The following is a 23,237-nucleotide window of genomic DNA, read 5'->3' as shown; positions in this document are numbered from 1 at the left end:
GCCCGCAGCTTCAGACCGCGAGGCGATAGCCGTCTCCGTCGCGCACGATCCTGCCCGCGGTCGGCGAGGGGAAGTGAGTGCCGATCACGAGATAGTTCCCGGCCGACCAGCGGCGGATCGCCTGGCGCCGCGTCTCGCGGCCCTGCTCGGCGTTCCAGTCGAAGTTCGAGGCCCACTCGGGCCGCGCGATCTGCGAGGGGTGGTGCATCATGTCGCCGGTGATCACCGCGTCGGCGCCTTGCGACGAGATGCGCACGCTCACGTGACCCGGCGTGTGGCCGTGCGTCGGCTCGAGCCACACTTCGGAGGTGAGCTTGTGGTCGGCCTCGACCAGGTCCGCGAGCCCGGCGTCGAGGATCGGCCGCACGGACTCGTCCATGATCGGCTCCTCGGGGTTGGTCGGCTCCTTGCCCCAGTAGTCCCACTCCTTGCGGCCGATCAGGTAACGGGCGTTCGGGAAGGTCGGCACCCAGCGGCCGCCCGACTTCATGGTGTTCCAGCCCACGTGGTCGACGTGCAGGTGGGTACACACGACGGTGTCGATCGACTCGCGCGGGTAGCCGGCCTGCGCCAGGTCCTGCAGGAACGGACCCTGGCGGTTGGCCCAGTCGGGGAACGAGAGCTTCTTGTCGTTGCCCAGACAGGTGTCGACCAATATGCGCCGGCCTTGCGACTCGACCACGAGCGCGTGGATGCTGAGCACGAGCTTGCCGTCGGGCAGCAGGAAGTGCGGCTTGAGCCAGCCGATCTTCTCGCAGTTGGCAGGCGTCGCTTCGGGCAGCACGAAGTCGCCCGAGGTCGGCAGCTCGATCTCGACCACGCGGCTGACCGTCACCGAGCCAATCTTCCAGCGCATGCTCCGCTCCTTCGTGGGTGGGTGCCAATCCTATCGCGCGGCCGGGGCCCGTGTCGCGTCGTGGTAACGTCCGCGCGTGACTGAGTCCTGGCGCCGGGTCGGCTTCGCGCTGCTGCTCGCGGGAGCGGCGGTCTGGCTCTACGCGCCCGTGCGCGAGTTTCCCTTCCTGCACTTCGACGACGGGCAATACGTCACGGGAAATCCGCAGGTGCTGCGCGGGCTCGACGCCGAGGGCGTGCGCTGGGCGTTCACCACCTTCCTGGCCAGCAACTGGCACCCGCTGACCTGGCTCTCGCACATGGCCGACGTGAGCGCGTTCGGCAGCGGGCCCGCGGCGCCGCACCTGGAGAACGCGCTGCTGCACGGGCTGTGCTCGGCCCTGGTGTTTCTCGCGCTCGCGCGGCTCACGGGTCAGGCCGCGCGCTCGGCGGCGGCGGCACTGCTGTTCGCGGTGCACCCGCAGCACGTGGAGTCGGTGGCGTGGGTGTCCGAGCGCAAAGACTTGCTGTGCGCCGCATTCGGGCTGATCGCGCTGGTCGTGTGGCCGGACTGGGCGCGCGGAGGCCGGCGCTGGGCCTACGGCGTGGCGCTCGCGGCGCAGGCCGCGGGATTGCTCGCCAAGCCGATGCTGGTGTCGCTGCCGCTGCTCTTGCTGGTGCTCGACGCGTGGCCGCTGCGCCGTGCCTGGAGCACGCGGCTCCTCCTGGAAAAGCTCCCGTTCGCGGCGCTCTCGCTCGCGAGCTCGGTCATGACTCTGGTGGCGCAGGGCACGGCGATGCAGCTCGAGGTGGACCTTCCGAACCGGCTGGACAACGCTCTGGTCGCGCTCGCGCTCACGCTCGGGCAGTCACTGGTGCCGGTCGGCCTGGCGGTCATGTACCCGCATCCGGTGTACTGGCCGCTCCTCCAGGTGCTGGCAGCGGCCGCGCTGCTGGCCGGGCTGGCTGCGGCGGCGTTCGCGCTGCGGCGGCGCGCACCTTATCTCGCCGCGGGGGCGCTGTGGTTCGCGATCGGGCTCGGCCCCACGCTCGGGCTCGTGCAGGTCGGCTTCCAGGCGCGCGCCGATCGCTACGCGTATCTGCCGCAGATCGGCGTCGCGTGGGCCGTGGTGTGGGGCGCGGCCGACGTGCTCGCGCGCGTGCCTGCGGCGCGCGCGCTCGGCCCGACGTTGACGGTGCTTGCGGCCGCCGCGCTGGCCTTCGGAACGCGCGCGCAGCTCCAGTTCTGGCGCAGTGACTCGGCGCTCTGGGAGCGCGCGCTCGCGGTCACAGGACCGAACTATTACGCCGAGACCGAGTACGCCATGGGCCTGGCCGCCGTCGGGCGCATCGACGAGTCACTGCCGCACTTCGCGCGCGCGGTCGAGCTCAACCCGCGCTGGCCGCGCGCCCAGGCGCACTACGCGTTCGCGCTCTACTACACGGGCGACCCGGCCGGCGCCGCGCAACACCTCGAGCGCGCGTTCGCGCTGACTCCGGAGCCCGGCGCCGCGAGCATGTGGCACGTGTTCTATGCGCGCGCGCTCGCGCAGACCGGGCGCTTCGACGCCGCCGCCGAACACTACGAGAAGCAGCTCGCGCTCGAGCCCGACACGGCCGACGCGCTGCTCGGACTGGCCGAGCTGCGCGCAACCGCGCCCTCACCCCCGCTGCGCAACGGCGCGGAGGCGCAGCGGCTGGTGACCCGCGCGTGCCAGCTCGTGTCCTGCGAGCACCCGCAGCAGATGGACGTGCGCGCGCTGGCGCTGGCTGCCTCGGGCGACGTGGCCGGCGCGACGGCGCTCGAGGAGCTGGCGCTCGCCCAGGCGCGCCAGCTCGGCTGGGACGACGGCATTCCGCAGCTCGACTCGCACCTGGCGGTCTTCCGCAGCGGCAATGCGGTCGTGCAGCGGCCGCCGCCGCAGTAGCTAGGAGGCGAGCGGCGAGTCACTCGCCTCCGGCAGGCGCTGGATCGGCCCTTCGGCGCGGTCGGCCAGCCCGCGGCGCGCGTCGGCCTCCGGGATCCAGGCCAGGAGCGGCAGCGTGAGCGCGCGCGCGCCGGCGCTGAGCCAGAACAAGAGCAGATAGCCGTCGGGGCCGGTGCCGGCGTGGCGCAGCACGAGCGCGCCGAGCGAAGTGCCCAGGATCATCGCGCACGCGTTCACCAGGTTGTAGCCGGTGAGCACGCGCGTGCGGTCCTCGGGCCGGATCGTGTCGAAGAAGAGCAGGAACGTCGCCAGCTCGTGCGCGCCCCAGGCGATGCCCGAGTAGAGCTGGATCCCCAAGAAGACCCCGTAGTGACTCGACAGGGTCCACAGCGCAGGCGCCGGCACCACCGACAGGCCCGCCCAGCGCAGCAGCCGGCGCGCGCCGCGGCGCGCGGCCAGGTGACCCAGCCAGGGCAGCGCCGCGATCTTGGACACGAACGCCGTGGCGATCAGCGTCGTGTAGCCCACGTACGACAGGTGGAGCGACGCCGGAGACAGCCAGTAAGGCGTGAAGTAGGGCGCCGCGACCTGCACGCCGACCTGGAGCGTCAACAGGTAGCCGAGCAGGCGCTTGTTCCCCGCGAGCAGCGGGCGCGCCACCGAGCTCGGGTCGGGCTCCGGCTGCACCAGCGGGTTCGGCTCGCTCTGCTGCGACAGGAGCCAGGCCGACCAGGCGCGCGCGATGCCCGCCAGCGCGAACAGCGCGGCGAAGGCGAGTAAGTGGAGGTCGCTCTCCTCGCCGCTGTGCAGGATCGCGCCGCCGGCGAGCAGGCCGCCGAGCATGGCGACCTGCCCGGCGCGCGTGCGGCGCGCGAAGAAGCGCGAGCGCAGGCTCTTGGGCACGAGCGTGCCCACCCACGCGTTCCAGGCCGCGCCCGTCATCATGCCCGTCGCCCAGTAACAGGTCGCGATCGCGAACAACGCCGTACCCGAGAGCGCGCCCACGCAGCCGGCGACCACGAGCGGCAGGTAGCAGCCCGCCTGCGCCGCCGCGCACAGCACCACCCAGCGGCGGTGGGAGCCCAGGCGCCGCACGCCCCAGGGCGAGACGAGCTGCAGCACCGCCCCCGCCAGGATCGGCCCCGTCGCCATGTAGCCGGCGAAGATGTCGCCCAGACCGAGCGCGAGGGCGAAAGCGACGAGATAGGTCTCGCCGGAGCCGACCATGATGCTCGCGGCGATGCCGTCGGTCTGGAGCAGAGCCAGGTTGCGCCGCAGCACCGCCGCTTCCGGACCGGGCGGTGCGCCCCGGCCGCGCGCACTCACGCGGGCGAAGAAGTCGTCGTCGCGGGCCATGCAGCGCGCGGGAAGGAACGGCACGCCACTCTCGCTGTCAACTCGCGCCGCGCTATCGTGAGCCGCGCTGGCCCGGGGGGACCGATGAACGACGGCTCGGTGAAGGACTTGCTCGCGCGCGGGCGCGCGGGCGACGCCGCGCGCGTGCGCGGCTGGCTGCGCACGGCGCGGCACTCGAAGGGCGTCTCGTTTCTCGACGTGAGCGACGGCTCGTGTCTGGCCGGCGTGCAGGTGGTGTGCGGCCCGGAGCTCGCGAACTTCGAGGACGAGGTGCGCAAGCTCGACACCGGCTGCGCGGTCGAGGTCGAGGGCGCGCTGGTCGCTCCGCAGGGCCGGGAGCAGTCACTCGAGCTGCACGCCACGCGAGTCACTCTGGTCGGGCGCGCCGACGCCGACTACCCGCTGCAGAAGAAGCGTCACGGCTTCGAGTTCCTGCGCACGATCGCGCACCTGCGTCCGCGCACGAACACGCTGGGCGCGGTGCTGCGCGTGCGCAACGTGGCGGCGCGCGCCGTGCACCGTTTCTTCCAGGAGCGCGGCTTCGTGTGGCTGCACTCGCCGATCGTGACCACGAGCGACGCGGAAGGGGCCGGGGCGATGTTCCGCGTGACCGTGCCCGGTCACGAGGGCGAGTTCTTCGGCCGGCCGGCCTATCTGACGGTCTCGGGCCAGCTCGAGGCCGAGATCGGCGCGCTCGCGCTCAAGAACGTGTACACGTTCGGCCCCACGTTCCGCGCCGAGAACTCGAACACCAGCCGCCACCTGGCCGAGTTCTGGATGATCGAGCCCGAGATGGCGTTCTGCGACCTGCGCGGCGACATGGCGCTGGCCGAGGAGTTCCTGCGCTACGTGCTGCGCGCGGTGCTGGAAGAGTCGGCCGAGGACATGGCGTTCTTCGACGAGCGCATCCAGAAGGGCGTGCGCGCCACGCTCGAGCACGTCGCAGGCGCGGCCTTCGCGCACCTCAGCTACGGCGAGGCGATCGCGGCGCTCGAGCGCTCGGGTGAGTCGTTCGAGTTCCCGGTGAAGTGGGGCGCCGACCTGCAGAGCGAGCACGAGCGCTGGCTCACCGAGCGCCACGTGGGCCGGCCGGTGATCGTGACCGACTACCCCAAGGAGATCAAAGCCTTCTACATGTACGCCAACGACGACGAGCGCACGGTGCGCGCCATGGACGTGCTGGTGCCCAAAGTCGGCGAGATCATCGGCGGCTCGCAGCGCGAGGACCGGCTCGACGTGCTGCGCGCGCGCATCCGCGAGTGCGGCCTCGACGAGTCACACTACGGCTGGTATCTCGACCTGCGCCGCTTCGGCTCGGTGCCGCACGCCGGCTTCGGGCTCGGCTTCGAGCGGCTCATGCTCTACCTCACCGGCATGGCCAACATCCGCGACGTGATTCCCTTCCCGCGCGTGCCCGGCTACGCGGAGTTCTGATGACCACCTGCGCGATCACGGGCTGCGCGTCGGGCATCGGGCTGGCGATCCGGCGCAAGCTCGAGGCCGAGGGCGCCCGCGTGATCGGCGTGGACCTGCGCGACGCCGAGGTGCGCGCCGACCTGTCGAAGGCCGACGGCCGGCGCGCGGCCGTGTCGGGCGTGCTCGCGGCCTGCGGAGGAAGGCTCGACCGGCTCGTGCTCTCGGCCGGCGTCGGCGCACACGTGCGCCCGCCATCGCTCGTGACTGCCGTGAACTACTTCGGCGCGGTCGCGCCGCTCGACGCGCTGTTCCCGGCGCTGCGCGCGGGCGAGTCACCGGCAGCCCTCGTGGTCGGGTCGAACTCCGCGCAGCTGGCCCCGCTCGAGGATCACCCCTACGTGACTGCCCTGCTGGCCGGCGACGAAGCCGAGGCGGCGCGCCTCGCCGACGCAGGCGACAGCCCGATCGTCGCGTACATGGGCGCCAAGCATGCGCTCGGGCGCGCCGTGCGCCGCCGGGCCGGTGAGTGGGGGCGGGCGGGCGTGCGGCTCAACGCGATCGCTCCCGGACCGGTGAAGACGCCGCTGCTCGCAGGCGACCTGGCGGATCCGGTCACGGGTCCCGCGATCGGCAAGCTCTCGATCCCGCTCGGCCGCATGGGCGAGCCGGAGGAGGTCGCCGAGCTCGCGGCCTTCCTGCTCGGTCCCCGCGCCAGCTGGATCCACGGCTCGATCCACTACATCGACGGCGGAAACGACGCGGAGATCCGCCCCGACCGGTACTGAGTGACTGCCCCGCACGACGCGTTCGCGCCGGCGCGACTGGGCTCGCTCGCGCTGCGCAACCGCGTGATCAAGACGGCGACTTATGAGGGCATGACCCCCGGAGGCCTGCCGTCCGCCGACCTCGTCTCCCACCACCGCGCGCTGGCGGCGGGAGGCGTGGGACTCACCACCGTCGCGTACTGCGCGGTCTCGTCCGACGGGCGCACCTTCGCCGAGCAGATGACGATGCGCCGCGAGACGGTCGGGCCGCTGCAGCGAGTCACCGAAGCGGTCCATGGCGCGGGCGGCGCCGCCTCGCTCCAGCTCGGCCACTGCGGCTGGTTCACCAAGAACAAGGAGCTCTCGACCTGGCTGCCGCGCGGCCCCTCGCCGGTCGTGAATCAGTACGGGATCGCGGCCGGCAAACCGTTCGGTCTCGCCATGCGGCCGGGCGACATCGCGCGCGTGGTCGAGGAGTTCGGCACGGCGGCCGGGCTGGCGCGCGAGGCGGGCTTCGACGCGGTCGAGCTGCACCTGGGCCACGGGTATCTGCTGTCGCAGTTCCTGTCACCCGCGACCAACCGGCGCAGCGACGCGTACGGAGGGAGTCTCGAGAACCGCGCGCGCCTGTCACTCGCCGTGCTCGCGCGCGTGCGCGAGGTCGTCGGCCCCGACTATCCGGTGCTGTGCAAGACGAACCTGCGCGACGGCTTCCGCGGCGGGCTCGAGCTCGCCGACTCGGTCGCGCTCGCGCGGCTGCTCGAGTCCGGCGGCGCGAGCGCGCTCGTGCTCTCGGGCGGCTTCACCAGCCGCTCGCCGTTCTATCTGTTCCGCGGGCGGCGGCCGCTGGCCGAGATGATCGCGGTCGAGAAGAGCCGGCTGCAGAAGCTCGCGCTGCGCTGGTTCGGCGAGAGAGTGATCCGCGAGTATCCGTTCGAGGAGATGTTCTTCCTGGCCGAGGCGCGCGCCGTCCGGGCGGCGGTGCGCATGCCGCTGGTGCTCTTGGGCGGCATCGTGTCGCGCGCCAACGTCGAGCGCGCCATGGCCGAAGGCTTCGACTTCGTGGCCATGGGCCGGGCGCTCATCGCCGATCCCGACCTGGTGGAGCGCATGACTTCGGACCCGGCGGTCCGTTCGCGCTGCACCCACTGCAACGTGTGCGTCGCCGAGATGGACGCGGGCGGCGTGCGCTGCGTGCTCGACGGTCCGCGACTCACAACCTGAAAACGTGAGATGATTCGCGGCGCGATGGGTGGCGTCGGTCGGCGGTTCTTCGGGTCGTTCTGCGCGCTGTGGCTGCTGGCGGGCGCAGCGAACGCGCAGGTGTGCGAGGGAAAGTGGCAGCCGGGCCAGGGAATCCCCGGTGTCTCCGGCGTGGTGAACGCGGTCGTCGCGCTGGCCAACGGCGACCTGGTCGTGGGCGGCACGTTCGACCTCGCCGGCGGCATGGTCGCCCACAACGTCGCTCTCTACCACCCGGCCACCGGCCAGTTCTCGCCGCTGGGCACCGGGCTCGACGGGACCGTGCAGTCGCTGATCGTGATGCCCAATGGGCAAGTCGTGGCAGGCGGCGGCTTCCGGCACGGAAGCGAGGTCGAGATCCCCTACATCGGTCTGTGGAACGGCAGTGAGTGGAGCCCGCTCGGCACGGGCCTGAACAACGTGGTGAACGCGCTCGATCTCTTGCCCAACGGGAACCTGGTCGCGGGCGGAGCGTTCACGCAGACCGCGGGCGGCACACACCTGGCCTACGTGGCGCGCTGGAATGGCAGTGCCTGGTTTCCCCTGGCGAACGGGGCGATCGAGCTCACGAACGTGGTCAATGCGCTCGTGACCTTGCCCAACGGCAACGTGATCGTCGGCGGTGACTTCCTGCAAGACTTCGCGCACAGCGTGACCTGGAATCGCGTTGCGCGTTGGGATGGCTCCACCTGGAACGCCATGGGCACCGGTATACCGGGCGCGACCGGCAGCGTCGTCGTGGAAGCTCTGGCGCGCATGCCCAACGGCGACGTCGTGGTGGGCGGCGCGTTCAGCTCCGCGGGCGGAGTCACGGTGAGCAACGTCGCGCGCTGGAACGGCTCCGCCTGGTCGAACATGGGCACGGGCAACGACGGCCAGGTGCGCCGCCTGCGCGTGCGGACCAGCGGAACCCTGGTCGCCGCGGGGTTCTTCAGCCCGACGGATGGGACCGCGAGCTATCCGATCGCGCAGTGGAACGGCTCGAGCTGGTCGAAGCTCACACCGGTGGCCCCGCTCGACACGGTCAACGCGCTGGCGTCGCTGGCGGACGGGGAGCTGGCCGCGGCCGGGTTTGCGGCCAACGGAGTCTCGGTGGCGGTCCTGGATGCGGCTGGCCAGGCCTGGCAGGTCGCTCCGGGGGCCGGCTTCAGCAACCCGATTCGGGCGCTGGTGCGTCTCTCGAACGGAGACATCGTGGCGGGCGGCGCGTTCGGCAGCGTGGGTGGCGTGGCGATGAACCACATCGCGCGCTGGAACGGCACGAGCTGGCTGCCGCTGGGCACGGGCATCAACGGCGCGGTCGAGTCACTCGCCGTGCTGACGAACGGCACGCTCGTGGCCGGCGGTGTCTTCTCGCAGGCGGGCGGCGTTGCCGCCGCGAACATCGCTGCCTGGAACGGCAGCACCTGGAGCGCGCTGGGCGCCGGCCTGCCGGGCGAAGTCGCCACCCTGCTCGCGCTCGACGCGAATGACTTCGTGGCCGGCGGCTCGTTCAGCGCGGTGATCGGCGGCGTGCAGAACAAGAACCTCGCCCACTGGCATTCGGGCGCCTGGCTGTCCGACTTCGGCGGTGGCACCTCGGGGCGCGTCCTGGGCCTGACTCGCGACGGCACGAACGGCATTATCGCGGCCGGTCAGTTCAACCAAGCGGGCTCGATCGGAACCGCGGGTCTCGCGGCCTTCAGCTTCGTGAACTCCAGTTGGTTCTCGCTCGTGAGCTCCACGGACGGAGCGATCACGTCGGTGCTCGAGCTGCCGAGCGGAGACGTGATCGTGGGAGGTCTGTTCTCGTCGCTCGGCGGCGCCCCCGGCTTGTTCAGCGTCGCTCGCTTGCCCTTCTTCACGACCACGTGGGTGCCGATCGGAGGGGGACTCAGTGCCGGCTCGCAGGTCGACACGGTCGCCGTGCGCCCGAACGGCGACATCGTCGTCGCGGGCTCGTTCGACTACTCCGGCAGCGCCCGCGCTTCGGGCATCGCGCTTTGGAATGGCAGCGTGTGGAAGCGGATGGGGCCGGGCATTCTCGATCACACCGTCTACGCCGTGCTTCCGCTGCCCAACAACGACGTGGTGGTGGGCGGTGACTTCCTCCGCGCCGGCCTCGAGACCTCGGCCTACTACGCGCGCTTCGCCGAAGCGACCGGTCCCGACACCGATGGCGACGGCTCGAGGGACATGTGCGACGTGTGCCCGTTCGTCTCCGACCCCAACCAGACGGACTCCGGCGGCGTCGGCACGAGCCAGGAGGACGGCATCGGCGACGCGTGTCAGTGCGGGGACGTGACCGGCGACGGCGTGGTCGACGAGGAGGACTGGAGCGGAATCCGCGGCGGACTCGCGGGATTCCCCTATGCGGTGATTCATGCCGACCACTGCAGCGTGAGCGGTGCGATCGACGCGGGTCTCTTGACCAGCGGCATGAGGCGTGACTGCGACGAGGCCGACGCGGCGCGCATTGCGCGCGCGCTGCTCGGCTACGGGCCGTCCCTGGGCCAGAGCTGCGCAGCGGCGGCGCCCTGACTCGAGCCCGTCACGGGCTGCAGGTGATCGCGCTCGTGCCCTGCGGGACTCCGGTGTCGCCGGTCAGCGTGAGGGTCCATAGCCCGCACGCGGTGAGCGAGCTGGTGGAGAAGTATCTCACGTGGATCACGAGCTCGAGCGAGTCGTTCCCGACGATGGAGTCGGTCTGGTGCACGTAGAGCAGGTCGGGAACGCCGGCCGGCTGGGACGAAGTGAACGGGCTGCCCGCGCAGGACAGACACACGACGTCGAGGTCGAAGTTCACCGACGCGGGTGAGTCGAGCTCGATTCGCGCGCTCAAGTCATGAGGGAACGGCGTGCTGTTCGTCTCCGCGAGCTGCACGCTGAGCCAGGTGTCTGCGTAGCCCGTGCGCGTGACGGAGCCGGCGGCGTCGCCCGCGAGGCTCCCCAGCGAGCTGGCTGCGACGCAGGCGTTCCCGGCCGTGCGATTGCTCTCGCAGCCGTTGCTGAGGTCGCCGTCGCAGCTCTGCCAGCCGAACGTGCAAGACGGGTTGCACGTGCCGGACGTGCAGGCGCTGCTACCGTGGGCGTTCGTGCAGTGATGCCCGCACCCGCCGCAGTTGGTCGGATCGTTCGCCAGGTTGAAGCAGTCGGTCGGGCAGTAGCTGAGCCCGGCCGGGCAGACACCACCGCAGCTGCCCGCGCACGCGAGCTGGGTGCAGGCGGCGTCCCAGCCGACCGTGCAGCACTGCGCGCGCTGTGCGCACACGCACGACACGACCGAGGGAGTGTTGCAGCCCACGCCACCGTGGACCTGGCAGCACGGAGTGGTGGCGCCCAGCGCGCAGGCCTGAGTCGGCCCAGGCGGAAGAGACTGGCCGTTGCGGGTCATGACGTCGGCGTCGGCCAGAGAGCAGACACCGTCGAGGTCCGCGGGGTCGGGCCCGAGCCCGGGCGCGCGCAGCTCCGAGATCACGTCGCAGGAAAGCGACTGCTGCAGAGTGAGCGAGCCCGCTGCGGCCAGCTGAGCACGGAGCAGCGCCGCGTCTGCCGCGTTCACCTGACCGTCGAGGTTCAGGTCGCCGCACTGCATCTGGGCGCTCGCCACGCCCGGAAGAAGGAGCAGCCCCAACACCAGCCACCGCGAAGTCACCCGGTCAGCGTATCACGCAGGCTCTGCTCCGGATCGGGATTTCGCAGCCACTCAGTGCGCGCCTCCGGGCCGGAAACCAGCCCGCCCGCGTTCCAGTAGCGCAGGAGCTGCTTGAGCCGCGCCGCCACGCCGCGCGGACCCAGTCCGCCGCGTTCGCGCATGGCCTGGGCGTAGTCGAGCAGGAAGCGCACGGCCTGGGCGCGAGTCACCTCGTTTCCGCTGAACAGCCACGGGTCGGCGAGCGCGCCGCGGCCGGCCATGGCGTACGCGGCGCCCGTCTCCCGCCGCAGGCGTTCCAGGTCGGAGTGACTCGCGATCCCGCCGTTCCCGCACACCGGGATCGACACCGCGCGCACGGCCCGGGCGATGCGCGTCCAGTCCACCTCCGGGCAATAGGCCTCGGCCCGCGTCCGGCAGTGCACCGTGAGCAGGCTCGCGCCGCCGGCCTCGGCAGCGCGCGCCAGCTCCTCGACCCGGCTCGCATCGTCCCAGCCCGCGCGGATCTTGGCCGTGACCGGCACGTCCACCGCGTCGACCACGGCGCGCACCACCTTCTCGAGCGCCAGTGGATCCCGCAGCAAGGCCGAGCCCGCGCAGCCGGCGATCGCGCCCTTCGCGGGACAGCCGAAGTTCAGATCGACCAGCGCCGCGCCTGCCGCCACGGCGTTCCGGGCCGTGTGCGCCAGGTGCCCCAGGTCGTTCCCCATGAGCTGCACGCCGACCGGCTGCGCGAAGACGGACGGCCCCAGGTGTCTCGCGATCACGGCGCGCGGGATCGGCGAGACGCTGACCCGCACGAACTCGGTGAACGCCCCGCCCAGCGCGCCCGCGTCGTTCCGCGCCAGCACCAGGTCGCGGAAGCAGGGCTCCGTGACTCCCTCCATCGGCGCGAGCAGGAACGGGGCGGTGAAGGGGAGGGGCCGAGCCAGGGCCGCCCCGAGCGAAGTCACACCGGACCCGCGAGTCACTCGCCGCCGATCTGCAGCACGGGGCTGGGCCGGCGCTCGAGCAGGCCGGCGTAGAAGTCGTTGCCCTTGTCGTCGATCACGATGAAGGCCGGGAAGTCCCGGACCTCGATCTTCCAGATGGCCTCCATGCCCAGCTCGGGATACTCCTGGACCTCGACCTTCACGATCGAATGGTCGGCCAGGCGCGCGGCCGGCCCGCCGATCGAGCCGAGATAGAAGCCGCCCCACTTGTGGCAGGCGTCGCGCACGGCCTTGCCGCGGTTGCCCTTGGCCAGCATGACCAGGCTCGCGCCCTGGCTCTGGAACAGGTCGACGTAGGAGTCCATGCGGCCGGCCGTGGTCGGCCCGAACGAGCCCGAGGCGCGGCCTTCCGGCTTCTTCGCCGGGCCCGCGTAGTAGATCATGCGCTCCTTGAGATACTGGGGGAGCCCGAGGCCCTGGTCGAGCCTCTCCTTCAGCTTCGCGTGGGCGATGTCGCGCGCCACGATCATCGGGCCACTGAGTGACAGCCGCGTGGCGACCGGATGGCGCGTGAGCTGCGCCAGGATCTCGCGCATGGGCCGGTTCAGGTCCACGCGCACCACGTCGCCCGCCAGCTCGTCGGGGTTCACGTCGGGGAGATACTTCGCGGGGTTGCTCTCGAGCTGCTCGAGGAACACGCCCTCCGGGCTGATCTTGCCCAGGATCTGGCGGTCGGCCGAGCACGAGACGCCGAGCCCCACGGGACACGATGCGCCGTGGCGCGGCAGCCGGATCACGCGCACGTCGTGCGCGAAGTATTTCCCGCCGAACTGCGCGCCGATGCCGGTCTCGTTGCACAGCTTCTGGATCTGCTCCTCGAGCGCCGGGTCGCGAAACGCCCGTCCGAGCTCGTTGCCGCGCGTGGGCAGGTCGTCGAGGTAGCGCGCGCTGGCGAGCTTCACGGTCTTGAGCGTCATCTCGGCCGAGGTTCCGCCGATCACCAGCGCCAGGTGATAGGGCGGGCAGGCCGAGGTGCCGAGCGTGCGGATCTTCTCGGCCACGAACTTCAAGAGTGACTCGGGGTTGAGCAGCGCCTTGGTCTCCTGGTACAGGAAGGTCTTGTTGGCCGAGCCGCCACCCTTGGCCAGGAACAAGAGCTTGTACTCGCGCCCGGGCTCGGCGTAGATCTCGATCTGCGCGGGCAGGTTCGTGCCGGTGTTCTTCTCGGTGTACATGTCGAGCGCCGCCATCTGCGAGTAGCGCAGGTTGCGGCGCTGGTAGGCGTCGAAGATGCCGCGCGAGAGTGACTCGGCGTCGTCGCCGCCGCCGGTGTACACGTCCTGTCCCTTGTAGGCCACCACGATCGCCGTGCCCGTGTCCTGGCAGCTCGGCAAGACGCGGCCCGCGGCGATGTTCGCGTTGGTGAGCAGCTCGAGCGCCACGAAGCGGTCGTTCTCGCTCGCCTCGGGGTCGTCGAGGATCTTGCGCAGCTGCGCCAGGTGACCCGGGCGCAAGAGGTGTGACACGTCGTCGAGCGCTTCGCAGGCCAGGAGCTCGAGCGCGCGCGGGTCGACGACCAGGATCTCGCGGCCGCCGACCCGCTCGAGCTTCACGAAGTCGGACGTGAGCTTGCGGTAGGGCGTCTGGTCGTGGCCGTGCTCGAAGATGGGCTGGTATTGGAAGTCGGGCATGGGAGCGGGACTATAGCCCGCGGAACATCAGGATCGCCGACACCGGACAGACCGAGGCGAGCTCGCGCGAGCCGGCGATTTCCCTGGGGGCGAGCGCCCGATCCATGCGGCTGTAGCCGCGCCCGGCGAGGAAGCGCGCGCGACGCGGATCGCCGGGTCAGCGGGCACTGCAGCAGCCGCCCCCACCGGAAAGGAACCGCTCGAGGCCGGGGTCGGGCTCGGGCTCGGCGTCCGCGTCCGCCAGCAGGGAGTACATCTCCCATGCCATGCCGTCGGCGTCACGGACCCAGAACTTGTCGGCCTTCGCATAGCAGCAGGTGACTCCCTCCTGCGAGTAGGGCGCGAGTGAGTCACTCTGCGCGCGGCGCAGCTCGCTGGCCACCGTGGCGTTCTCCGGGTAGCGGATACCGAGGTGACCGACGGTGCCCGGCGTACCGATCAGGTTGAGCGACAGGATCACCGGCGGATCCGCCAGCTCGAATTTCGCGTAGTCGTGGCGGAGCTTCGCCGGCTCCGCGCCCAGGATCTTGCGGTAGCGTTCGACCGCCTCCGGGATGCTCTTCACGTTGAGGGAGACGTGGAAGGTGTTGGCCATGTCCGGGCTCCTTATATTGATGAGCATCGATGTTGCGGGATCCATCGATCGATGTCAATATAGACGGATGCCAATACGCAAGCCCGAGGCAGCTTCCTGCTGCGCGCCGGTCCTGAAGGGCCGGCTCGCCGAACGCGAGGCCGACGAGCTCGCTCCGGTGTTCCGCGCGCTGGGCGACCCGGGCCGGCTCCGGCTGCTGAGCTTTCTCGCGGCGCAGCCGGGAGGCGAGGCGTGCGTCTGCCATCTCACGGCGCCGCTGGGTCTCACGCAGCCGACGGTGAGCCACCATCTGCGCGTCCTGACCGAGGCCGGGCTGCTCGAGCGCGAGCGCCGCGGCACGTGGATGTACTACCGACTGCGGCTCGAGCGACTCGACGAGCTGTGCGCTGCGCTCGCGCCCCCGAAGCGGCTGACGGAGGCCATGCGGCGGAAGGCGGGATGACGCTCTCGCTCGGGAAGCGCGCCTGCGCCGAGGCCCTGGCGAGCGCCTTCCTGCTCGCGGCGATCGTCGGCTCCGGGATCATGGGCGAACGCCTGGCGGGCGGGAATGCGGCGCTGGCGCTGCTCGCGAACTCGGCCGCGACTGGAGCCGCCCTGGTCGCGTTGATCCTCGCGTTCGCGCCGATTTCGGGGGCGCAGCTCAATCCCGCAGTCACTCTGGTGGCCGCCTGGGAGCGCGCGCTCCCCTGGCGCGAGGTCCCGGCCTACGTCTCCGGCCAGCTCGCCGGCGCGCTGGCCGGTGTGGGCGCCGCAAACGCGATGTTCGCGCTGCCGGTGTTCTCGATCTCGAGTCACGCGCGCAGCGGTGCCGGACAGCTCTTGAGCGAGTCGCTCGCGACGTTCGGGCTGATCTTCGTGGTTCAGAGCTGCGCGCGCCTGCGCGACGCGACCGCGGTCGCGCTCGCCGTCGGTGGGTACATCGCGGCGGCGTATTGGTTCACGTCGTCGACCTCGTTCGCGAACCCCGCAGTCACGATCGCGCGCACGCTGTCCGACACCTTTGCCGGCATCCGGCCGGCCGACGCGCCCGGCTTCATCGCCGCACAGGCCGTGGGCGCCTTCGCCGCGGCTTCCGCGGCGCGCTGGCTCGCCAAGTGACGAACGTGCTCTTCGCCTGCGTTCACAACGCGGGCCGTTCTCAGATGGCCGCTGCGCTCTTCAACGCCTGCGCCGATCCTGGGCTCGCCCGGGCCCGATCCGCCGGCACGCAGCCCGCCGCGCGCGTGCACCCCGAGGTGGTCGCCGCGATGCGCGAGATCGGCATCGAGCTCGCCGGAGCCCAGCCGACCCTCCTGTCCGACGAGCTGGCGCGCAGCTCGAGCCTGCTCGTCACCATGGGCTGCGGCGAAGCCTGTCCTCACGTGCCGGGGCTGCGGCGTCTCGATTGGCCGACCCCCGACCCGAAGGGCCAGTCACTGGCGCGCGTGCGCGAGATCCGCGACGAGCTGCGCGAGCGCGTGGCCGCGCTCGTGCGCGAGCGGGGCTGGCAGCGGGCCTAGCCCCTCCCGGGCTATCCTCGCGCTCATGCGCCGCACCCGCCTCACGTCCGTGGCCACGTACGAGCGGGTGTTGCCGGTCTCGGCCGAACGCGTCTGGGAGAACGTGCTCGACTGGGAGCACCTGCCGTCGCTGCACCGCGACTCGTTCGCGCAGATCCGGCGCGTCGACGCGGGCGACTGGGGCTGGACCGCGGTGGTGCGCGGCCGAGGCGCCGGGGCGCGCGACATCACGCTTCAGGTCGTGCTGCACCGCGACGAGCTGCGCTACGTGACTGCCACGATCGAGGGTCCTGGCAAGGGCACCGAGATCTGGACGCAGCTCGAGCCGCGCAGTGAGCACGAGACCGCGATTCGCGTCGAGTTTCTCGTGCCCGAAGTGTCTCCCGAGCGCCGCCAGACGCTCGGAGACGGCTATCGCGCGCTCTATGCGAAGCTCTGGGACGAGGACGAGGCGATGATGGTGCGGCGCGCGAAGCTGCTGTCGCGCCTGCGCACGCCCAAGGCCGCTCTTCGAGCTCGCGTGGCGCTCGGAAGCCTCTCCGACGTGCGGCCCAAGCTGCCGCTCGTGGTCGAGCACGCAGGCCGGCCGTGGCGCGTCGCGGAGGTCGATGGCGCGCTGGTCGCGTTCTCGGCGATCTGCCCGCACCTGCTCGGCCCGCTCGAAGAAGCGCCGCTCTCGGGAGCCATCCTCGAGTGTCCCTGGCACGGCTATCGCTTCGACGTGCGCTCCGGACGGAGCTGCGACGGCCGCGGGCTGAATCTTTTACCCGGTCCGAAGGTCGAGGTCGACGAAAACGGCGTTGCCAGCCTCATTTTCTGAGCCAGGCTCGAGCTGACCAGCCGATTTCAGGCCATGAATCGATCTGTTCTGGAGCTCAGCTCCGCCATCGAGCCGATTTTCGCCTTGGAATCGTCATCTTCGAGGCTCAAGCCAGGCTCCCGCGCTGGACTCCAGCTCGAAGATCTGCAATTCTGGGTCGAAATCCCCGACCCACCCCCAGACCGGAGCTGAAACATGCCCCAGAAAATCCCCACCGGCGGCGAGAAGATCATCCAGTGTCTGGAAAGGGAGGGGGTCCAGTACATCTTCGGGCTGTCCGGCGGCGCCGCGATGCCGATGTTCGACGCCCTGGTCGATTCCAAGATCAAGCTGATCTTGACTCGCCACGAGCAGGGCGCGACGCACATGGCCGACGGCTACGCGCGCTCGACCGGCAAGCCCGGCGTGGTGCTCGTGACCTCGGGCCCCGGCGCGACCAACACGGTCACGGGCCTGCTCACCGCGCAGATGGACTCCGCGCCGATCATCGTGCTGTGCGGCCAGACCAACGCCGTGAACCTGGGGAAGGACGCGTTCCAGGAAGCCGACGTCACCGGCATCACCTACCCGGTGGTGAAGCACTCGTATCTGATCAAGAACCCGGCGGACATCCCGCGCATCATCCGCGAGGCGTTCCACATCGCGACCACCGGGCGCCCGGGGCCGGTGCTGATCGACGTGCCGAAAGACGTGGGGCAGGGCCCCTGCAACGCGCCCTTCACCGACGCGCTCGACCTGCCCGGCTACACGGTGCCGAGCCGCGGCGACGAGGAGGCCATCTCGCGCGCCGCGAGGTATCTGCGCGACTCACGCCGCCCCGTGCTCTACGTGGGTCAGGGCGCGGTCATCTCCGACGCCGGCAAGGCGATCACCGCGCTGGCCGAGAAGCTGCGCGCCCCCGTGGTGAACACGCTGCTCGGCAAGGGCGCGGTCGACGAGACCCACCCGCTGCACCTGGGCATGCTCGGCATGCACGGCACCGCCTACGCCAACAAGGCGGTGGCGGACTGCGACCTGATCATGTCGATCGGCGCGCGCTGGGACGACCGCATCACCGGCAGGGTGAGTGACTTCTGCACGCGCGCGGTCAAGATCCACGTGGACATCGACCCGGCCGAGTTCGGGAAGATCATCCAGCCCGACGTCACGATCCTGGGCGACGCGCGGCTCGTGATCGAGGACTTGGTGCCCCAGGTCGAGATCGCCGACACCAAGGAGTGGCTGGCCCAGATCAACCGCTGGCGCAAGCAGTACCCGCTGAAGTATCCCAAGCAGGGCGGGCTGCGCGCGCAGCACGTGCTGGACCGCTTGAACGAAGTGACTCGCGGCGACGCGATCCTGACCACCGACGTGGGCCAGCACCAGATGTGGGCGGCGCAGTTCTGTCTGGCGCGGCAGAACCGGCACTGGCTGTCGAGCGGCGGCGCCGGGACCATGGGCTTCGGCTTCCCGTCGGCGATCGGCGCGCAGTTCGGGAACCCGAAGAAGAAGATCTGGGCGATCGTCGGCGACGGCGGCTTCCAGATGACCTGCCCGGAGCTCGCGACCGCGGCGATTCACAAGCTGCCGGTCAAGTGTCTCATCATCAACAACAACTATCTCGGCATGATCCGGCAGTGGCAGGAGATGTTCTACGACAACCGCCTGTCGGGTGCCGACCTCGAAGGCAATCCCGACTTCGTGAAGCTCGCGCAGGCCTACGGCGTGAAGGGGCTGCGCATCCGCCGGCCCGCCGACGTGGATCGCATCCTGCGCGAGGCGCACCAGTACGACGCGGGCCCGTGCGTGGTCGTGGCCGAGGTGGTGAAGGAGGACAACGTCTTCCCGATGATCCCCGCGGGCGCGTCGATCGCCGAGATGCTGATCGAGAAACCCAAGCACCGGCTCGAGAAGCCGACCGGGAGCACCTGATGTCCGCCGCACTCGCCGCCCCGCAGCCCGCGCCCGCGCGGCCGCACATGCACACCATCTCGCTGTTCGTGAACAACAAGCCGGGCGTCCTGGTGCGCGTGGCGCTGGTCTTCTCGCGCCGCGGCTTCAACATCGAGTCACTCGTGGTGTCGGCCGGGGCCGAGGGCCGCTTCTCGCGCATGACCATCGTGTGCTCGGGCAACGCCGGCGACCTGAAGCAGATCATCGCGCAGCTCGCCAAGCTCGTGGACGTGGTGCACGCGATCGACCACACCGGCGACGAGAGCTACGAGACGGAGATCGCGCTGGTGAAGCTGTTCGCGCCGCTCGACCAGCGCACGCAGATCCTCCAGGTCGCCGAGCACTACAAGGCGAAGGTGGTCGACTACGGGTCCGACTCGCTGATCCTGCAGGTCCACGGGCCGAGCGAGAAGCTCGACGCCTTCGTCGACCTGCTGCGTCCCTTCAAGCTCTCCGAGCTCGTGCGCTCCGGGAAGCTGTTGATGGCCCGAGGGGCCCGACTGACCTGATTGACTACGTTCGCCTGCGGCTCACTGCGCGCGGCTGACTTGTGATCGCATGGGCACCCCCATGCTCCGGCGCTTGCGGGCCTCGCTCAGGGCGGCCTTCGCTCGGCCTCCGGCTCAGTTCCCTTGCGCCGCTGTCAGCATGAAGGCCAGGAAGGCGAGCGAAGCTCCCGCGACGACCAGTGAGGCGATGTCGGTCCAGATCGACTCGTAGCGGGTCATGGTGTCTCTCCTTCGAGCTGGAAGATGACCTGACCTGGCGCAGCCGTCTGTGAAATCGTTCTCAGTGACCGGCCCTGGGCGCCCCGTCGGCAGGCCCCGGCTCCCGGCGCCGGCGCGCCGGGCGGTCGCCCAGGCCCGTGGGGCTCGAGGGCTCAAGGGTCAAAGGCCGGTGCGTCGATGCGCCATGGGAGTCATGTCCGCAGCGGCACGAACGCGTGACGATCCCCGCGAGCGCCTGGACGCGCTCGTGAGCGACGCCGTCCTCTGGCTCGACGCCGAGCTGTGCATCGTGCGCGCGAACGACGCCGCCCTGCGACTCCTGCGCCAGCCCGCCGAGGAGCTGCTCGGGGTCGGCCTGCCGGACCTGGTCGCGGCCTCGTCGCGCAAGAGCTTCCAGGCCTACGTGGAGGAGCGGCGCGCGCTCGGCGGGGAAGCCGGCCGGCGCGTGGAGGTGCGTCTCTCCCACGGCCCGCTCGCCGACCTGCCGCTCGAACTGGCCCTGCACGCGCTCGCGCTCGACGGAAAGCCGGGCTGGCTCGCCGTGGCCCGCGACCTGAGCGAGCGCCGGCTGCTGCGCGCCGAGCGCAACCGCACCGAGTCACTCGAGGAGGCGAACTCGGCGCTGCGCGAGGCCATGCTGCACGCCGAGCAGACCACGCGCATCAAGACCGAGTTCCTGGCCAACGTGTCGCACGAGATCCGCACGCCCATGACCGCGATCCTGGGCTTCACCGAGGTGCTGCTCGAGGAAGCCACGCAGGCCGCGGCGCCGGCGGGCACCGTCGACGCGCTGCGCACGATCCAGCGCAATGGCGACTATCTGCTCGCGCTGCTCAACGACATACTCGACCTGTCGAAGATCGAGTCCGGACGGCTCGAGGTCGAGCGGGTCACCTTCTCGCCCGTGAGCGTGGTGCGCGAGGTCGAGCGGCTGATGCGCGTGCGGGCGGAGTCGAAGGGGATCGACTTCGAGCTCGAGTTCGACGGCGCGGTGCCCGCGCACGTGGAAGGCGACCCCACACGCGTGCGCCAGATCCTGATCAATCTGGTCGGCAACGCGATCAAGTTCACCGAGGTCGGGAGCGTGCGCCTGCGCGTGCACCTGCGCGACGATTCGGCGTCCGCGCGCCTGCGCTTCGAGGTGAGCGACACGGGCATCGGCATCACGGCTGCGGAGCGGGCGAAGCTGTTCCGGCCCTTCGGCCAGGCCGACAGCTCGACCACGCGCCGCTACGGCGGCACGGGCCTGGGACTCACGATCTCGAAGCGCCTCACCGACCTGCTCGACGGCTCGATCGAGGTCGAGAGCGAGCCGGGCCGCGGCACCTTGTTCCGCGTCGACCTGCCGGCCGGGAACCTCGAGGGCGTGGCGCGCGTGCCCGCGCACGAGTCACCGGGCGGCGAGGAGCTGCGCGAGGGCGACGCCGAGCCGGATCTGCGCGGGCGCGTGCTCTTGGTCGAGGACGGTCCGGACAACCAGCGCCTGATCTCGCTCTTGCTTACGCGCGCCGGGCTCGAGGTCGTGCTGGCCGAGAACGGCCAGCAGGCGATCGAGCGCGTGCACGAGGCGCGGCAGTCGGGCCAGGCCCTCGGCATCGTGCTCATGGACATGCAGATGCCCGTGATGGACGGCTACACCGCCACCAAGATCCTGCGTCGCCAGGGCTTCGCGACGCCGATCGTGGCGCTCACGGCGCACGCCATGGACACGGAGCGCGCGCGCTGCCTCGCGGCCGGATGCGACGATTTCGCGACCAAGCCGATCGATCGCGCCCGCTTCTACGCGCTCTTGCGCCGGCACTTGCCGGCGGCAAAGGACCCGTGAGGCGCGCGTTCCCGCTGGTGTAGTCCACCGGTCACTGCGATTCGCCGATATCCAGTGGGATGGGAAGAGTGAAGGGCATCACCATCCTCGATGCGGTGAAGTTCCTGCGCGCGCGCCGCGACGAGGCGCTCGAGGTGCTTCCGCCCGCGCTGCACTCGTATCTCGACGAGCCCATCACTCAGTCGCTTTGGTATCCCGAGTCCGACATGGTGGAGCTGCTGCGCGGCGTGGCGAAGCTCCTGCCCGGGCCCGTCGACCGGGCGCTGGTGATGATGGGCGAGCGCAGCGCGCGCCAGCAGACCATGGTCTACGGCGACCTGCTGCGCGGGGTCCAGTCCAACAGCCGCACGTTCGCGCTCTGGTCGAGTCAGCACGACACCGGCGAGATGCGCTCCATGCTCGAGACACCCAGCCGGATTCGGCTCGAGCTGGTGGGCTACGAAGACACTTCGCGCGAGATGTGTCTCCTCCTGGGCGGCTATCTCGCGGGCACGCTCGCCATCAACGGCATCACGGACGCTTCGGTCCAGAAACTCACCTGTCGGCTCTGGGGCGACTCGCTGTGCACCTGGCGGGGTGCCTGGACCCCGCTCGAGGAGAAGTGACCCGGTGTCCCGACTCCACTCACGCCGGCCCGCGACCGATGCGCCCTCCGTGGCGGGTGGGATGGTCAAGGGCGTCGCCGTGCTGGGGCTCGTGAAGCACCTGCGCTCCCGGCGCGACGAGGTGCTGCCGCACCTGCGGCCCGAGCTGCAGCACTACTTGAGCGACACGCTGTCCGTCTCGGGCTGGTATCCCGAGACCGACCACGCCGAGCTCTTGCGCGCCGGCGCGCACCTGTATGCCATGCCGCCCGAGCGGGCGCTGGAGCGCATGGGGGAGCTCGCGGCGCGCAGCCACTCCGAGATCTACCGCGAGCTGCTGGTGGGGCACGGCTCCCAGAGCCGCACTTTCGCGCTCTGGTCGACCCAGCACGATACCGGCGAGCTGCGCCGCGTGCGCGAGGGCTCGACGCGCATGAGCTTCGAGCTCACCGACTTCGCGGGTGTCTCGCACGAGTTCTGTCTCTCGTTCACCGGCTATCTGCGCGGCACGTTCCTGGTGAACGGTTACTCGGACGTCACCGTGGACAAGGTCTCCTGCACGCTCCGGAACGACCCGTCGTGCCTCTGGCGCTGCTCCTGGAAGCGCGAGGCACGCGGGGAGCCGGGAGGCTAGCGGTCATGGGCAACGCGAAGGGCGCCGTCCTGCTCGGGCCGATCAAGTTCCTGCGCAAGAACCGCGAGCGCGCGCAAGAGCTCCTGCCGCCGGCGCTCCACCGCTATCTCGAAGAAGACGTGCGGCTGTCCTCGTGGTACCCCGAGCTCGATTTCGTGGCGCTGATCCGCGCCGCGGCCCGGCTGGCGCCGGGCGACCCCGAGGTCACGATCGAGCAGTTCGGCGCGCTCGGCGCCGGCCAGCACAGCGAGGTGTACGGCGACCTGATGCGCAGCATGCGCTCCTCGAGCAGCGTCTTCGCGCTCTGGTCCGCGCAGCACGATACCGGCAAGCTGCGCGGCATCTTCGAGTCACCGACCCAGGCGCGCGCCGAGCTCGTGGGCTTCGACTCCACCACGCGCGAGCACTGTCTCCTGGCCCGCGGCTACATCCGCGGCATGCTGGTCGCGAACGGCTACGAAGACGTGGCCGTGTCCGAGCTGCACTGCGTGCTCAGCGGGGACACTTGCTGCGCCTGGCGCATGACCTGGAAGGGCCGGGACCCCTGAGTCAGCCGGCGGGGCTCTGCCCGCCGCCGTAGACGTTCAGCTTCTCGCCGGTGATGTAGCTGGCGCGTTCCGAGACCAGGAAGCGCACCGCGTTCGCCACGTCCTCGGGCTGACACACCCGGCCGAACGGCATCACCGCGTCGAGCTTGCGGATGTCGTCGACGCCCATCGCGCCCTTCACCAGCCGGCGGCCCATCTCGGTCTCGACCAGGCCCGGAGCGACCACGTTCACGCGGATGCCGTTCTTCTTCTCTTCCTTCGACAGCGTGAAGGCGAGT

22 protein-coding genes are annotated in these 23,237 nt (G+C 70.7%); 15 read left to right on the top strand and 7 right to left on the bottom strand.

Features of this window, described 5'->3' with window-relative positions:
* Positions 1-10 precede the first annotated feature (10 nt).
* Complete coding sequence (locus VMR86_12395; GenBank protein HTO07843.1) at positions 11-856, bottom strand: MBL fold metallo-hydrolase; 846 nt, start codon at positions 854-856, stop codon at positions 11-13.
* 76 nt (positions 857-932) lie between these two features.
* On the opposite strand from VMR86_12395, the gene VMR86_12390 reads away from it, so the two are divergent.
* On the top strand, positions 933-2,762 hold the full coding sequence (locus VMR86_12390) for a tetratricopeptide repeat protein (GenBank protein ID HTO07842.1): 1,830 nt from the start codon (positions 933-935) through the stop codon (positions 2,760-2,762).
* On the opposite strand, the gene VMR86_12385 is transcribed toward VMR86_12390, so the two are convergent.
* The gene (locus VMR86_12385; protein HTO07841.1) at positions 2,763-4,142 is read right to left on the bottom strand and encodes an MFS transporter; all 1,380 of its coding nucleotides are present in this window, start codon (positions 4,140-4,142) and stop codon (positions 2,763-2,765) included.
* A gap of 60 nt (positions 4,143-4,202) precedes the next feature.
* Between VMR86_12385 and asnS the strand changes: the two genes are divergently transcribed.
* Genes asnS through VMR86_12365 form a run of 4 tightly spaced genes read left to right on the top strand, consistent with a single transcriptional unit; the run spans position 4,203 to position 10,060 of the window.
* The gene (asnS, locus tag VMR86_12380) at positions 4,203-5,552 is read left to right on the top strand and encodes an asparagine--tRNA ligase (protein HTO07840.1); all 1,350 of its coding nucleotides are present in this window, start codon (positions 4,203-4,205) and stop codon (positions 5,550-5,552) included.
* A complete protein-coding gene (locus VMR86_12375) occupies positions 5,552-6,319 on the top strand; it encodes an SDR family oxidoreductase (protein HTO07839.1) in 768 nt (255 codons plus the stop codon). Before asnS ends, VMR86_12375 begins: the two co-directional genes overlap by 1 nt.
* Complete coding sequence (locus VMR86_12370; GenBank protein HTO07838.1) at positions 6,320-7,522, top strand: NADH:flavin oxidoreductase; 1,203 nt, start codon at positions 6,320-6,322, stop codon at positions 7,520-7,522.
* Positions 7,523-7,546: 24 nt separating this feature from the next.
* On the top strand, positions 7,547-10,060 hold the full coding sequence (locus VMR86_12365; GenBank protein ID HTO07837.1) for a hypothetical protein: 2,514 nt from the start codon (positions 7,547-7,549) through the stop codon (positions 10,058-10,060).
* Positions 10,061-10,070: 10 nt separating this feature from the next.
* On the opposite strand, the gene VMR86_12360 is transcribed toward VMR86_12365, so the two are convergent.
* From VMR86_12360 to VMR86_12345, 4 genes are all read right to left on the bottom strand, one after another.
* Complete coding sequence (locus VMR86_12360; protein ID HTO07836.1) at positions 10,071-11,174, bottom strand: hypothetical protein; 1,104 nt, start codon at positions 11,172-11,174, stop codon at positions 10,071-10,073.
* Entirely contained in the window at positions 11,171-12,142 is a 972-nt protein-coding gene (locus VMR86_12355; GenBank protein HTO07835.1) for a tRNA-dihydrouridine synthase family protein, read from the bottom strand. The genes VMR86_12360 and VMR86_12355 overlap by 4 nt, the downstream gene beginning before the upstream one ends.
* Complete coding sequence (locus VMR86_12350) at positions 12,139-13,794, bottom strand: fumarate hydratase (GenBank protein HTO07834.1); 1,656 nt, start codon at positions 13,792-13,794, stop codon at positions 12,139-12,141. The genes VMR86_12355 and VMR86_12350 overlap by 4 nt, the downstream gene beginning before the upstream one ends.
* Before the next feature lie 157 nt (positions 13,795-13,951).
* Complete coding sequence (locus VMR86_12345) at positions 13,952-14,389, bottom strand: hypothetical protein (GenBank protein HTO07833.1); 438 nt, start codon at positions 14,387-14,389, stop codon at positions 13,952-13,954.
* A 67-nt stretch (positions 14,390-14,456) separates the two neighbouring features.
* On the opposite strand from VMR86_12345, the gene VMR86_12340 reads away from it, so the two are divergent.
* From VMR86_12340 to VMR86_12295, 10 genes are all read left to right on the top strand, one after another.
* The gene (locus tag VMR86_12340; protein HTO07832.1) at positions 14,457-14,831 is read left to right on the top strand and encodes a metalloregulator ArsR/SmtB family transcription factor; all 375 of its coding nucleotides are present in this window, start codon (positions 14,457-14,459) and stop codon (positions 14,829-14,831) included.
* Complete coding sequence (locus tag VMR86_12335) at positions 14,828-15,487, top strand: aquaporin (protein HTO07831.1); 660 nt, start codon at positions 14,828-14,830, stop codon at positions 15,485-15,487. The genes VMR86_12340 and VMR86_12335 overlap by 4 nt, the downstream gene beginning before the upstream one ends.
* Positions 15,484-15,888 (top strand): arsenate reductase ArsC, encoded by a 405-nt coding sequence (locus tag VMR86_12330; protein HTO07830.1) that lies wholly within the window; start codon positions 15,484-15,486, stop codon positions 15,886-15,888. Before VMR86_12335 ends, VMR86_12330 begins: the two co-directional genes overlap by 4 nt.
* A 25-nt stretch (positions 15,889-15,913) precedes the next feature.
* Complete coding sequence (locus VMR86_12325) at positions 15,914-16,708, top strand: Rieske 2Fe-2S domain-containing protein (GenBank protein ID HTO07829.1); 795 nt, start codon at positions 15,914-15,916, stop codon at positions 16,706-16,708.
* 195 nt (positions 16,709-16,903) lie between these two features.
* Positions 16,904-18,619, top strand: a complete 1,716-nt coding sequence (ilvB, locus tag VMR86_12320) for a biosynthetic-type acetolactate synthase large subunit (protein HTO07828.1) — start codon at positions 16,904-16,906, stop codon at positions 18,617-18,619.
* The gene (gene ilvN / locus VMR86_12315; GenBank protein ID HTO07827.1) at positions 18,619-19,149 is read left to right on the top strand and encodes an acetolactate synthase small subunit; all 531 of its coding nucleotides are present in this window, start codon (positions 18,619-18,621) and stop codon (positions 19,147-19,149) included. Before ilvB ends, ilvN begins: the two co-directional genes overlap by 1 nt.
* Before the next feature lie 466 nt (positions 19,150-19,615).
* Entirely contained in the window at positions 19,616-21,193 is a 1,578-nt protein-coding gene (locus tag VMR86_12310; protein ID HTO07826.1) for an ATP-binding protein, read from the top strand.
* Between the two features lie 68 nt (positions 21,194-21,261).
* Positions 21,262-21,798, top strand: coding sequence for a hypothetical protein (locus VMR86_12305; protein HTO07825.1), 537 nt, complete (start codon positions 21,262-21,264; stop codon positions 21,796-21,798).
* A gap of 4 nt (positions 21,799-21,802) precedes the next feature.
* The gene (locus VMR86_12300; GenBank protein HTO07824.1) at positions 21,803-22,411 is read left to right on the top strand and encodes a hypothetical protein; all 609 of its coding nucleotides are present in this window, start codon (positions 21,803-21,805) and stop codon (positions 22,409-22,411) included.
* 5 nt (positions 22,412-22,416) lie between these two features.
* Positions 22,417-22,959 (top strand): hypothetical protein, encoded by a 543-nt coding sequence (locus tag VMR86_12295; GenBank protein HTO07823.1) that lies wholly within the window; start codon positions 22,417-22,419, stop codon positions 22,957-22,959.
* Position 22,960: 1 nt separating this feature from the next.
* Here the strand turns inward: VMR86_12295 and VMR86_12290 are convergent.
* Positions 22,961-23,237, bottom strand: a 277-nt coding sequence (locus VMR86_12290; GenBank protein ID HTO07822.1) for an SDR family oxidoreductase, incomplete at its 5' end; no start/stop codon positions are given.

The sequence above is a fragment of the Myxococcota bacterium genome, from assembly GCA_035498015.1.
GTDB lineage: Bacteria > Myxococcota_A > UBA9160 > SZUA-336 > SZUA-336 > VGRW01.
This window is presented reverse-complemented; position numbering and strand designations above follow the sequence as displayed.